Source organism: Cerasicoccus frondis, from assembly GCA_031296915.1.
GTDB classification, from domain to species: domain Bacteria; phylum Verrucomicrobiota; class Verrucomicrobiia; order Opitutales; family Cerasicoccaceae; genus Cerasicoccus; species Cerasicoccus frondis.
The window spans coordinates 116410-129311 of sequence record JAVDPC010000019.1; the positions used below are offsets into that span (position 1 = coordinate 116410).

The following is a 12902-nucleotide window of genomic DNA, read 5'->3' on the forward strand; positions in this document are numbered from 1 at the left end:
TAAATTTTAATTCAAAAAACCCATCTCACGGAGTCCTCCGCAGCAGTTCAGGGACTGCCTCATTTTTCAATCAAACACATCAATCTGATTTTCACCCGGAGCAAGACTTAGCTGCGTCTTGCCCCAAATGAAGGCGCCCGAAGTCTCGCCGGGCAATTGGACGGAGCCAACACATTGCCCATCCTTAAATTCCAGATTGAGCCGAATCTCCCCTTGGGGATGCGTGACTGAAACGTTCATATCCTTCAGTAATCCCGGCTGGGGCTTTATGTGCACTTTGCTAAATCCGGGCGCAGCGGGTTGAATTCCTGCGATGCCCGCAAAGCCCCAAAACCAGGGATGGCTCCCCCAGGCATGACAATCAGATCGACTCGGTTCTGGGCGTTCCCATGGCGTGCGGGCCCCGGCCTCAAGCATGCCAAACCAATCTGACAAGTTGTCGAAACACAACTCCGGCGCGTCGCATTGAAACGCAACTTGAAATAAATAATGCCTGAAGTAAACGGCAGTTTGGTGCAGCTCTTGATCATACTTCAATCCATGAAGAGCACCGCTCTGTTGCCCCTCGTCAAGACCACCGGCTAATAGTGCGAGAATCTGCGCATGCTGGCTGTAGGAGCTGCGTTCTGCGTCATCAGCCATCAATTTTCTATCATCGGACCAAAATCGATCAATCACCAGTTTCAATAGATCATCACATATCTCATCCAATGCCTCTGCGCGTGCTGCGCTACCCACTGACCGCTCGACATACGCAGCCTGACGCAAGGCCCAGGCATACAACAGATTGATCACCGAAGAGCAGCCTGCCAACGCGCCTGGAGGCACGCCGTTGTCCCAGGTAGCGCACCAGTCAACAAACTGCCAACCAGGCAAGCCCGATACTAAGCCACCGGCATTGCGGTAAAGCTCAAAGCGATCGATTACAATGCGCATTCCCGGCAACAAAGACCGGACAAAATCAACTTCACCTCGCCAGTCCAAGTGATCCCGAATCATCGCCACCCAAATCAGACTAAAAGTAGGCAAGCTTGAGGGCATATTGGAAGGATATCTCCCCGCCGTAAAGTAGCCTCCCTGACCACTTCGGGACCAGTCTCCAAGCAGTAATGCCTTGCGCTGCAAACTGGCGTCACCAACCGTTACGTAAACGCACAACGCCTGCACTCGCGTATCGCCAAAATACAACATCTGCTCATAGTATGGACAATCAACAAATGTCTCATGCGCACAAGATTCAATACCTCGACGACAGAGCTGAAACAAATCGTCATAGGCAGTCGAAGTAGAGGTAAAGTCAGACTTAAAATCGAGCGGCATGCCTGTGCTGGAAATATACCAGTCGTTGAGCGTGAGCTCTTTTTCCGCAGTCTGAATTCGCATGAGTAAGTAGCGGCCAGAGCGCCACCACAGGTTGCCCCATTTTCGATTTAACCCACCATCGGCAATGCAGGCATCGCCGAATCCATAAAAGTATTTTTGATTTATTTCATTACGATTACCCTTGGAAGATCGAATCATATCCCCTTCGCTCTGGCGCTCGTCATAAAGGGCTTCAGCCCATTCGATCGCAAGGTTAGCGCCTTCGCCCTGACTAATCTCTGCAAATGCATAACCGCAGAAATACTCCCCTAAATCCCACAACACCGCGACTTGTGTGTTCGCTGGAATCTGCAAAGGTCGCGACGCGTGAATGAGCTCATTCCAAAGATCAATTTCCGCATCATCCAGCGCGCCTTCGGGCACTTTTGAAACATCGCCAGCCAATCCGACGTCGACATGCCAGATTGCACGAATTCCACCGCTCCGCACAATTTGTCGTTTCTGCTCAGGTAAGACCGCAGGGTGCATCACTCGCTCAGAGAAACGCAGCCCCCACTCCCAACCCCAACCTTGAACCTGCGGTTCAGAAACGACCGCCGTCGCCCATCGTTCCGGCTCAGCACAGGTTTTCACCAAGTCGCTCGCCACCGCCGAACCAACCAAGTGGGCGCCAGGTAGATTCCGCTGTTTGGTGAATTCATAGCCCGCAATTTCCGCCCATTTCCATTCCGCCGCTCCGGTGTTCAGCAGCGATGCCCATGGGCCTTCTGCGGCAAGGATGAATCCCGGGCGCAATGCCGAATGCGCCTCAGGAGCATGCTCCCCCAGTGACCAGACAACCGCCATAAAACGATGCTTCCCACTCGTGGGCTTAATTTCGAAACTCGAAAAGCTCCAGTGGGCAACATCACAAGCCTCAGGGCCGCAACTGATGAGTTCGTCGTCCAAATACAGCTCGTAGCGTTGATCCGCGCTAACGTGTATGAGGATCGGCGCGCACTCCTGCCCGACTTCGAAGTCTAATTTTAAACGCGCAACGATAGGAGAATTCCCCTGCACATCTCCCCATATCCACTCCGCAGTTTCGATGGGGTATTGTTGATGAACACCTGCAGCGTCTGGATTACCTGGTGATAAAATAATTTTCGTGGCAGTCATCACCTTTCGATCAGCCAAGAGAATCAGCATGTCAAGTGATCCAGACTCCGAAGACGAATAACTGGTCTAATAATGCTTCTCCAGGGCGCTTGTTGCGACAGCGAGTGTCGGTAAAAAATCCGCTTGGATGGCGCGCAAGGCTTTGTCATGTTCAACACACGCTCAATGACCAAGCTCATCCTCAGACGCCTGCTTGAAACCATTCCAGTGCTCATCCTGCTGGCCACGATGGCGTTCTTCATGATGCGCGCCGCTCCCGGCACACCGTTTGACAAGGAACGGGAAGTCGCGACGCACATCCGCGAAGCTTACGAAAAGCAATACGGCCTCGATCAACCGCTCATCGTGCAATACGGCCAATTCATGGGCATTGCGCCCCGCCCCAATGGCGAAGTTCGAGGCCTGCTCCAAGGAGATCTTGGCGCTTCAACAACCTACACCGGTTGGGATGTCGATGAACTCATGGCGCAGAAAATTCCCATTTCGCTCGAGCTTGGGCTCTACTCGCTCCTCATAGCGATCATCATCGGCGTCAGCGCCGGCGTGCTTGCAGCATGGCGTCCTCACACGCTTACCGATCACCTGCCAATGAGCCTGGCGATGCTCGGCATTTGCTTGCCAACCTTCGTGATCGGGCCGCTCTTACTCCTCTACTTCGCACTGGACTTGCAATGGTTCAATGTCTCGGGTTGGGAATTCGCGGGAGATCGCGTGCTGCCATCGCTAACCCTCGGCTTGTTTTACGCTGCCTACCTCGCCCGCCTCACACGTGGCAGCATGCTCGAAGTGCGCAACCAGGACTACATGCGCACTGCCTTGGCCAAGGGCGTCAGCGGCTGGCGAGTTTACGGCGTTCACGGCCTGCGCAACGGGATTCTACCGATCGTGTCTTTTCTGGGACCAGCAGCAGCCGGACTGATCAGTGGTTCGTTTGTGGTGGAAACCATTTTCCGCATCCCTGGCCTGGGACGCTTCTTTGTCGAGGCTGCAATCAACCGCGATGCGATGCTCGTCATCGGCTGCGCGCTGTTTTACGCGGTCTTACTGGTGATGCTCAATCTGCTCGCGGAAATCCTCCAAGCCGTCATGAATCCCAAGCTGCGCCTCGCGATTGGCTAACGCTTTATTTGTTGTTACACTGTGAATAGTCCCCCTCCTCTGCATGAACGGATAAAACTGCGGATCGAGACCATCCGCGCCTCCAAATACAGTTGGATTAACCATTTGCCCAATGGGCAAATCCATCGGTCCAGCGGGACGCTGGGGCAAATCTAACGGTCCAGCGGGACGCTGGGGCAAATCTAACGGTCCAGCGGGACGCTGGCTGGGTTAGTCAAAACGGTCGGTGGCGACGTGGTATTGCGGGTCTTCAGAACGGTTAACTTCGACCATATCCCCAGCTTTGTCGAGCAGCTTGCGGCACTCTGGCGACAGATGCGTGAGGTGCAGGCGCTTACCCAAAGCACGGTATTTTTCAGCGAGGCCATTGATCGCTTCCAAGCCAGACTGATCATACACGCGCGTGAAATAGAAGTCGATCACCACGTCGTCGGGATCGTTTTTCGGATCGAACAATTCCTTGAACGAGGCCACCGATGCAAAGAACAACGGGCCGTGTAGCTGATAGGTTTTGCTGCCCTTTTCATTGACGTATTCCTCGGCTCCTAGGTGCGTGGCATGCTGCCAGGCAAAGACCAACGCCGAAATAATCACGCCCAAAATCACCGCCGTCGCCAAGTCATGCATGAAGACCGTGTATGCAGTCACCACGAGCATCACGAGCACGTCGCTCTTCGGGATTTTCTTCCAGGTGTGCAGCGTGGCCCATTCAAAGGTGCCAATCACCACCATGAACATCACGCCGACCAGTGCGGCCATGGGGATCATTTCAATCCACGGAGCCAGCACCAAAACGAAGAGCAGCAGGCACACCGCCGCCGTGATCCCCGAGGCGCGACCACGCCCACCCGAGTTCACATTGATCAGCGACTGGCCAATCATCGCACAACCACCCATACCGCCAAACAAGCCGCAAATGGTGTTCGCCAAGCCTTGGCCAAAGCACTCACGGTTGCCGCGCCCGCGCGTCTCGGTGATCTCGTCGATCAGCGTCAGCGTCATGAGGGACTCGATTAGGCCAACGCCTGCCATCGTCAGCGCAAACGGCAGGATAATCCACAAGGTGTGGAGGTTCATTGGCGGCAAGAATTCATACTGATCATCGAGGAAAAACAGCTTCGGCAAACCTGCAGAAATACCGCTATTTGCTTCAACTTCCTGCGCAATGTATGCCTCAACTGCCTCCGGCGCAGCATCTTCACCAACTTCCTTCGGCGCTTCAGCGGTAGCCTTGGCAATGGTGTTTGTCTTCAACATGTCGCCCACGGTCAGGAGCACATTGTCCTGATTCTGGGCTGCCCAAGATTCGGGACCGGCTTTGTTTACAGCAATCGAAATCCCCGTCACCACCAGGATTGCGGCCAGAGAGGCTGGCACGGCGCGGGTGAACTTGGGCAACAGCCAAATGATCGCCATAGTCAGCGCCACCAGCGCCAACATAATCCACAATGCCGGCCCTGCCATGGTGACCAATTCGCCCACATCGTTGACCGTGTTGAAGCTGCCAAACTGCGCCATGAAGATCACAATCGCCAAACCATTGACGAAGCCCAGCATCACCGAATGCGGCACCATGCGGATAAATTGCCCCAGCTTTCCGAGGCCAGCCGCAATCTGTATCAGCCCACACAATACCACCGCTGGAAACAGATACTCTACGCCATGAATCGCCACCAACCCGACAACCACCACGGCCATCGCCCCAGTAGCGCCTGAAATCATGCCCGGTCGCCCACCGAAGATCGCCGTGAGCAGGCCCATGAAGAAGGCCGAATACAGTCCAATGATCGGCGACACGCCCGCCACGAACGCAAATGCGATCGCCTCGGGCACCAGCGCCAAGGCCACTGTCAGCCCTGACAGCAGGTCGTCTTTTAGGTTAGCGGAACGTTTCCGGAAAAAATCGAGCATGTCCTTCTTTGATTGAGTCTGTCCACAGGGTAGATCGACAGGCTAACGCACAACAGAAGGGGCGATGTAGTTAAGGAACGCTACTGGCTTTGTAAAGGCTTATTCTGGCAGAGCCACCTTGAGGAGGACGCAAAGATTTTAATTTACCGCGCAGTGAAATTTCATAGGAATCACTACATGCCATCTCGTTCTTTACTGATCACCGCCCTCCTCTGCCTAAGTGCTTTCGTTGCGCGCGGAGAAATGCGTGAATGGATAGATCGTCAGGGGCGCAGCTTTCGCGGAGAGCTCTATGAAGTCGATGAGGCAATGGTTAAAGTCCGCCGTGAGAGCGATTTCCGCATTTTCGAGCTCCAGCTCAATCAACTCAGCGACGCCGACCAACAGTGGATCGCCGACCAGCAGAAGCCAAAGAAATTGCCACCGCTAGCTGCCCCGCCAGAGCCTGAATATCCGACCAAGGAATTGGACCGTAGCTTAATACCAAGCTACAACCAAAACGACTTTCGTAACAATGGCACTTGTGGCCCATCTGCCCTGATGAATTTTATGATGTGGTGGGGAGATCAACTCTACCCGGAAATTTTGGCAAGTGGTAGTTTGGACACAAAAGCAACACGAACCATGCAGAGACTCATCCGAACTTGCGACACCAGTGGCGGCACACATGTGAGAAATTTAGACAAAGGCCTACGAGAATATTTCGACCGCTACTCACCAGAATACAGTGTTGATATCGAATGGGAGGCAAAGCCGGATACTCAATGGCTGGAACAAGCTACACAGGGAAACAACCTGGTAGTGCTAACATTGAGCTATTTCCCGAGTCTTGATGGCGGACGCCAAGACGCCGGCCATTTTGTAAGTTTAGCAACCTCTTCCGGCGACGTCGGGACAGTTCATACCTGGGGAAAAATCTACCAAGTGAAATACGTCTCGATGGGAAAACAACAATTCAGCAACTACTATTGGCCACCAGGCATGATTCGCGCGGACTATGATGCGCTCCGCTGGAAGCCTTACTTACAGGCCTACCGCGTTCCAATGGATGGCGAAGATCCTGATCGCGCGGGCCTCTGGAATGAGCATGTGGGCATCATCAGTTGCGCCATGCTGGCCAAAATCCGCCCAGCCACCGAAGCGGAAATCGCCGAACGCGCCAAGCAACGATAAGCGCCCCTACTTCGCCTTGGGTGCGAGGCGCTCGGGGGGCGGGACTTGGGCCGTGGACTCGGTTTGCTCTAGCTGGGTGAGCTCGACATCGGTCACTTTGACCTTCGGGAAGTCCTTGATTGAAGTCAGATTCTTCTTCTGACGCTTGTAAACCAAGTGGCTCTGAGCATAGGCCACGATCAATTGCGTCACCGAAATCAATGAATCAATGTGCGTCCGCTCGTAGCCATGCGACGCGTCGAGGCCAAAAGTGACCAGCGCCGTGCGGATGTCGTTGCCAGCCTCTAAAGCCGAGGCGCTGTCGCAGCGGTAGTATTTAAAAATATCGCGCTGGTGGTTGATCACGTTTTTCTTGCAGAGATTGAGCAAGTGATGCGTCAGGTGGTAATCGAAGGGACCGGACGAGTCGCCCATCGCAATCGTCGCGCCTTTCTCGCTTGAGTTCTGGCCCGGTGCGCAGGTGCCGTTGTCAATAGACACGAGCTCGGCCACGTCACCATGCAAAATCGCCGAAGCGCCGGAACCGACTTCTTCCGAAATCGTGAACAACAGATGGCACTCCACTGGCAATTCAATATCGTGCTCCTTGATGTATTTCGCGGCAGCCAGCATCGCGGCGACACCTGCCTTGTCATCGAGGTGACGCGAGTTCAGGTAGCCATTACTGAGGAATTCGGCGCCGGAATCCACGCCCACGAAATCGCCGATTTGGCAGCCAAGCTCTTCCAAGTCAGCAGCGGACGCGGAGTCCTGATCCAGGCGCAGTTCAACGTGCTCCCAGTCGGTCGGTTGGGTGTCGATTTCCTCATTGTAAACATGCCCCGAGGCCTTCAGCGGAAGAATCGTGCCGCGGTAAACGGTCTTGTCCGTGTAAACGGAAACGCGGGCGCCTTCGGCAAAGCGCGAGGACCAGGTGCCCAGCGGCACAAGGCGCAAGCGGCCATTGTCCTTGAGTCCTTTGACCATGGCGCCGAGCGTGTCGACGTGGCCAACGATGGCGCGGTCGGGGCTGTAGGCGCGCCCAGGCAAAGTCGCACGAACGGCGCCGCGACGGGTCAGCTCATACTTCAGGCCGAGCGCATCGAGTTCGTGGCAAAGCTCACGCACAATGGGGTCGGTGTAGCCGCTGGGGCTATGAATGCTCAGCAGCTTGAGCAGCGTTTGCTGCAGGTAAACTTCGTCGATCAGCAAGGGGGCCGGTTTGGGCGCTTTCTCCTTGGTGACGGACTTCTCAACTTTCTTTTCTGTGACTTTTGCTTTGCTCATGCAGTGGGTAAATTTTCTTCGTCCACAGGTTGCGGTCCATTGGGTATAATGCTCTGTGGGAAGAGGAAATCGATAAATTTCTCGGCGGTCGGTTGGGGTTCGTGGTTGGCCAAACCAGGACGTTCGTTCCCCTCGATGATCACGTAGTCCGGCTGATCCGGAGCCTTGACCATCAGGTCGAGCCCGACAACCGGCATTTCGAGCACCGTCGCCGCGCGGATGGACGCCTCAGCCAGAACCTTGTGGAGCTTGTCCGTGACGTCGTGGATCGTGCCGCCGGTGTGCAAGTTGGCCGTCTTGCGCACGGCAATGACCTCTTCTTTTTCCAATATGTCGTCGAGTGTGTAGCCCGCCATTTTGACGCAACGCTCGGTCTCTTCGTCCAGCGGGATCTTGCTCTCGCCTCCAGTCGCAGCGGAGCGGCGACGGCTCAGCTTTTCGATGAGTTCGCGCACCGTCAGCTCTCCAGTGCCAATGACAGTCGGTGGGCGGCGAATCGCGGCAGCAACGACCTCCTGGTTGATCACGATGACGCGTAAATCATGGCCCTCCACATACTGCTCGATGATGACTTTTTCCCCGTGCTCGCAAGCCTTCTCTACGGCCTTTTCGAGTGTCTCCTGCGAGCGCACATCGACGGAGATGCCGAGCCCCTGCTCGCCCGCAACTGGCTTAACGACCACGCTCTTGTGCCGGTTGAGGAATTGCACGTTCTTGCGTGGATCGTCGGCCATGATTTGGTCGGGCACCGAAAGGCCTGCCTTGGCCAGCACTTCGTGCGTAAACTGTTTATCCTCCGCACGTTTGAGCGCGATGGCGGAGGTCATCGTCGTCAATGATTCCCAGCAAGTCACCGAGCGACCACCCAGGCTCAAGCGGAAGTAATTGCGCTCGGGCGAAATCGGGTCCACCGCAATGCCGCGGCGCAGGGCCTCGTTGATGATGATTGCCGCGTATGGGTTGTAGCCCTCCGGCGCCGGTGCGCCCACGAACAATCGCTCGTTGATGCGGTTGCGGCGCTTGGCGGCAAAGATGTAGCAACGTTCGAAGCCCATCTTCTCATAAAGGCGCTGGGCCATCTCGTTGTCGTGAATCACGGACACGTCCATGAAGTCGCGGCCGAGCGATTGGTAGTGCTCGATAATGTGGCGGCACAGGCTCGTGCCAACGCCAGGCAACTCTGCCTGCGGGTCCACGCCCACCGCCCAAAGGCTACAGCTATTGGGCATGTGCTCGCCGCAGGCCTGGTGATCCGCGCCCATCGCGACGCCCAGCACATCGCCAGTCTCGTCCTTAACCGCGATGAAAAACGTAAACTGCTCGGCGTGGCGGTTTTCCCAAACGTAGTCCGTCTTGAGTGGCACCATCTTGAGCGTGGAATAAATGCGGTTAATCTCGTCAAGTTGCTCCTTGTGCTCGAGCTTCTTGACCGAAAACCCGATCGGCTGCTTATCGGATGGCTGGTAGTTCGCCATGTTAAGCCGGTAGGTGTTCGACGGATCAAGGAATATCTGCTGCGGCGCGCAGTTGAGCACCAGATGCGGATCCACAATATAAAGCGCAATATCGCGCTGATCCTGATGCTCTGAGAGAATTGCGTCAGCCAGCGCCTCCGGCTTGGGAAACGTGTCCGCAAAGATGAGTCGGCCCCAGCCACATTGCAGCATGGTGCCGGGTTCAGTTTTTAGAGATTCCATTGGTAGAGAGGTGTGGGAAAATCGATGTCGCGATCGGATTCGCTTTCGTCATCGAACAGCCTTCGATAGCGATTGCGATGACGACAACGAGAGCGATTTATTCATGAGAGATTGCTTTTAACCGACGCCATGGGTTTGCAGCCACAGCTCAAGCAACGCGAGTTGCCACAGCTTAGAACCGCGCAACGGCGTGATGTGCTTCTCGGGATCAGCGAGCAGCTTTTCCACGTAGGCGGGCTGGAAGAGGCCACGCTGCTTGGCGGTGTCGTTGAGCACGGCGTCGCGCGCCAAGTCGAGGAACGGCCCCCGCAGGTATTTCAGCGCTGGCACCGGGAAGTAGCCCTTCGGCCGGTCGATCACCTCGTGCGGGATCACCTTGCGCCCGGCTTCCTGCAAAATGTATTTGCCGCCGTTCTGGATTTTCAGCTCCGGGGGAACACGGGCGGCGAACTCCACCACCTCGTGATCTAGGAACGGCACGCGCGCTTCAAGGCTGGCGGCCATCGTGTTGTTGTCCACGCGCTTGACGGGGTCGTCGACGAGCATCACGAGCGCATCGAGGCGCATGGCCTTGTCGATCGGCGCTTCGGCGCCCGGCATCGAGAAGTGCGCCTTCACGAAATCCCGGGCGTAGTCTTCCTGCACCCACTTACTCTGCATGAGCTGCTGGTAGTCGGGGAAGTCGCGGTCGAAGAACGCCTTGCTGTAGCTCTCCAGCGGATCGGTCGCGGTCATCATCGGCGGATACCAGTGATAGCCACCAAATATCTCGTCGGCCCCCTGCCCGCTTTGGACCACCTTTACGTGCTGCGCGACCTTCTGGCTAAGCAGGTAGAAACCGACGTTGTCGTGGCTGACCATCGGCTCGGACATTTGCCCGATGCAATCCTTGAGAGCGGGCAACGCCTTCTGCGAATCGATGTGCAGCTTGTGGTGGCTCGTCTTGAAGCGGTCGACAATGATGTCCGAGTATTTAAACTCGTCGCCGACTTCGTCACCCACGGTCTCGAAGCCGATGGAAAAAGTATTAATCTGCTGGCTTTCGTGCTCGGCGAGCAGGCCTACGATCAAGCTGGAGTCGAGGCCGCCTGACAGCAATACGCCCACAGGCACGTCGGCCACGAGGCGGCGTTTCACCGCGCGGCGCAGCACATCGAGAGTGGCGTCTTCCCATTGGTCCTTGGTCCAGGATTGCTGTTCCTCGGTCGCGCCGTATTCGAGCGTCCAGTAGGTGGACTGCGTCATCGTGCCATCGGGCTCGACCACGGCCACCGTGGCGGGCGGCAGCTTTTTAATGCCGTTCAGGATCGTGCGCTCGGGCGGCACAATCGAGTGGAACGACATGTAGTAATTCAGCGCAACGGGATCGAGCGAGGTGTCAACATCGCCCGCTTCGACGAGGCCCGGCAGGCTGGAACACCAACGCAGGCGGCCCGGCGCCTTCGAATAATAAAGCGGCTTAATGCCCACGCGGTCACGGGCCATAATCAGGCGACCGGTGTCGCGCTCGTAAATCGAAAACGCGAACATGCCGTTGAGGTGTTGCACGCAGTCGGCGCCCCACTCCTTATAGGCCTTAAGAATGACTTCCGTGTCGCCGTGGCTGAAAAATCGATAGCCTTTGCCGATCAACTCTTCCCGCAGCTCCGGATAATTGTAAATGCAGCCGTTGAAGGCAATGGTCAGCCCGTGCTCCGAGTCGACCATCGGCTGCTGCGCCGCCTCTGAGAGGTCGATAATTTTCAGGCGTTGGTGCCCCAAGGCGACGGGGCCCCGCACAACCATGCCATTACCATCAGGGCCCCGGGGGACCATCTGACACATCATTCGCGCAACAGCCGCCGTGTCGGGCGCCTGCGCATCAAAACGCATTTCTCCTGCAATTCCACACATAACTTATAGGTAGCCGCGCCAAGATAGTTGGAGTTGGCGCAGGGTCGCAAAGACCATCCTCAAAACCATGCAGGGTGTCAAAGGCTAATGGGCTTTTTTGCCCAATCCTCAACCACGCGCGCGACGTCGCATCCAATAAAACACCAAGCCGCCTCCCAGCGCCATCAGCACATAGGTCGAAGGCTCGGGCACGCCCTGGACACCGTTGATGCGGACATCGTCCAGCTCAGTCTCGGTCAGCGCCTGATCATAAATAAAAACATTATCTATGATTCCGCTGAAAGCTTCACCGGTCAAACCGGGGTTCGTGCCAATGGCGATGTAAGTCATGCCGCTGTCGCTAAAATAGCCACTGCTCAAAGTCTGTACCGTCCCCACTGAATAATCGTAAGTGTAGAGCAAGGTGCTATTGCTGGACATATCATAGGACACAGCGACAAACGTCCAGTTGTTCAACGTAGCGTCGGTCTTGCCCAGAACGCCAGTCCCGTTAAATGTCGCCCAGCCATACGCTGGGCCCGAGCCGCGGGGATCGAGTCCTAAGCTGCGATCAAATGCGCCGTTGTCGTGGGATATCACCTGCCGTGCACCGCTCGCTAGATTGGTCTGCACCCAGGCGCCCATGGTCATCGAAGGCAGAACGGAAGAGTTAATGTCAATCAACGCAGTTATCCAACTAGCGGCATCGAATGAGTAAGCATTTCCCGTAAAGCCAGTCGTCTGCGTGACGTTGCCATTAACCGTCCCCGTAACACCCCCCACGATGTCGTTGGTGTTGTTATCAAACGGGAAGTAATGAATTGGCACAACTGCGCTTGACATTAAAGCCCCAAAAATCTGGCTAGTAAGTAGAAACTTTATCATTATAACGCTACATTATGAAATAAAGCATTCGAAAGTCTAGAAGCTAAACCAATAAATAGAGACAGCAAGAATTCTGAGACGATCTAGTCATCGGCTTCGCCCACTCTTTCTTACGGTCCAGTCCCTTCAGCATTTTTCTGAGAAGTTGCCACAGCAGTAGCCGACAGAAATCCCAATAGAGCTCCGAGGACGACATTGAAAGATTGGGCCGCCAATTCTTTTCGCGCCTTAAAAGCAGAGCTTTCTACCCGGATAGCATCCAAAATGTGATTCGCAACAGTAGGGTCTTGTAAAAGCTTTATGTTTTTCTCACCTAAGTCAGCAGCCGGGTTATATCTTTCCTGAAAGAAGGCTAAATATCCAGTAGCAAATACCAGCATAATGTAAGCTGCCAGTATCGCCACAAGCATGGGTGTCTGAGATTTTTTTAAACGTAGCATTTTTATAAGTATGCACAATCAACTCATAATTGAAATATTTTTATTACAACAAGTCATT

General features: G+C 55.2%; 9 protein-coding genes. 2 read left to right on the forward strand and 7 right to left on the reverse strand.

Annotated features, from left to right (window positions below; all coding sequences use genetic code 11):
- Positions 1 to 66: 66 nt before the first annotated feature.
- Positions 67 to 2511 (reverse strand): alpha-L-rhamnosidase-related protein, encoded by a 2445-nt coding sequence (locus tag RBB63_RS15300; protein ID WP_309385839.1) that lies wholly within the window; start codon positions 2509 to 2511, stop codon positions 67 to 69.
- Between the two features lie 117 nt (positions 2512 to 2628).
- On the opposite strand from RBB63_RS15300, the gene RBB63_RS15305 reads away from it, so the two are divergent.
- Complete coding sequence (locus RBB63_RS15305; RefSeq protein WP_309385840.1) at positions 2629 to 3600, forward strand: ABC transporter permease; 972 nt, start codon at positions 2629 to 2631, stop codon at positions 3598 to 3600.
- A gap of 210 nt (positions 3601 to 3810) precedes the next feature.
- Here RBB63_RS15305 and RBB63_RS15310 read toward each other — a convergent pair whose 3' ends face one another.
- Positions 3811 to 5511 (reverse strand): SulP family inorganic anion transporter, encoded by a 1701-nt coding sequence (locus RBB63_RS15310; RefSeq protein ID WP_309385841.1) that lies wholly within the window; start codon positions 5509 to 5511, stop codon positions 3811 to 3813.
- Between the two features lie 177 nt (positions 5512 to 5688).
- Between RBB63_RS15310 and RBB63_RS15315 the strand changes: the two genes are divergently transcribed.
- Positions 5689 to 6684, forward strand: a complete 996-nt coding sequence (locus RBB63_RS15315) for a hypothetical protein (RefSeq protein ID WP_309385842.1) — start codon at positions 5689 to 5691, stop codon at positions 6682 to 6684.
- A gap of 6 nt (positions 6685 to 6690) precedes the next feature.
- On the opposite strand, the gene RBB63_RS15320 is transcribed toward RBB63_RS15315, so the two are convergent.
- The 5 genes from RBB63_RS15320 to RBB63_RS15340 form a co-directional block, all read right to left on the reverse strand.
- On the reverse strand, positions 6691 to 7950 hold the full coding sequence (locus tag RBB63_RS15320; protein ID WP_309385843.1) for an osmoprotectant NAGGN system M42 family peptidase: 1260 nt from the start codon (positions 7948 to 7950) through the stop codon (positions 6691 to 6693).
- Positions 7947 to 9647: an N-acetylglutaminylglutamine synthetase gene (ngg, locus tag RBB63_RS15325; protein WP_309385844.1), complete on the reverse strand. Its 1701-nt coding sequence runs from the start codon at positions 9645 to 9647 to the stop codon at positions 7947 to 7949. The genes RBB63_RS15320 and ngg overlap by 4 nt, the downstream gene beginning before the upstream one ends.
- Positions 9648 to 9764: 117 nt before the next feature.
- The gene (locus tag RBB63_RS15330) at positions 9765 to 11540 is read right to left on the reverse strand and encodes an N-acetylglutaminylglutamine amidotransferase (protein ID WP_309385845.1); all 1776 of its coding nucleotides are present in this window, start codon (positions 11538 to 11540) and stop codon (positions 9765 to 9767) included.
- A gap of 108 nt (positions 11541 to 11648) precedes the next feature.
- Complete coding sequence (locus tag RBB63_RS15335; RefSeq protein ID WP_309385846.1) at positions 11649 to 12362, reverse strand: LamG-like jellyroll fold domain-containing protein; 714 nt, start codon at positions 12360 to 12362, stop codon at positions 11649 to 11651.
- Positions 12363 to 12514: 152 nt separating this feature from the next.
- Complete coding sequence (locus RBB63_RS15340; protein ID WP_309385847.1) at positions 12515 to 12844, reverse strand: hypothetical protein; 330 nt, start codon at positions 12842 to 12844, stop codon at positions 12515 to 12517.
- Positions 12845 to 12902 lie beyond the last annotated feature (58 nt).

Coding starts and splice junctions, on each gene's coding strand:
- RBB63_RS15300 (WP_309385839.1), bottom strand. CDS start 2,511: ATGCTGATTCTCTTGGCTGATCGAAAGGTGATGACTGCCACGAAAATT.
- RBB63_RS15305 (WP_309385840.1), top strand. CDS start 2,629: ATGTTCAACACACGCTCAATGACCAAGCTCATCCTCAGACGCCTGCTT.
- RBB63_RS15310 (WP_309385841.1), bottom strand. CDS start 5,511: ATGCTCGATTTTTTCCGGAAACGTTCCGCTAACCTAAAAGACGACCTG.
- RBB63_RS15315 (WP_309385842.1), top strand. CDS start 5,689: ATGCCATCTCGTTCTTTACTGATCACCGCCCTCCTCTGCCTAAGTGCT.
- RBB63_RS15320 (WP_309385843.1), bottom strand. CDS start 7,950: ATGAGCAAAGCAAAAGTCACAGAAAAGAAAGTTGAGAAGTCCGTCACC.
- ngg (WP_309385844.1), bottom strand. CDS start 9,647: ATGGAATCTCTAAAAACTGAACCCGGCACCATGCTGCAATGTGGCTGG.
- RBB63_RS15330 (WP_309385845.1), bottom strand. CDS start 11,540: ATGTGTGGAATTGCAGGAGAAATGCGTTTTGATGCGCAGGCGCCCGAC.
- RBB63_RS15335 (WP_309385846.1), bottom strand. CDS start 12,362: ATGTCAAGCGCAGTTGTGCCAATTCATTACTTCCCGTTTGATAACAAC.
- RBB63_RS15340 (WP_309385847.1), bottom strand. CDS start 12,844: ATGCTACGTTTAAAAAAATCTCAGACACCCATGCTTGTGGCGATACTG.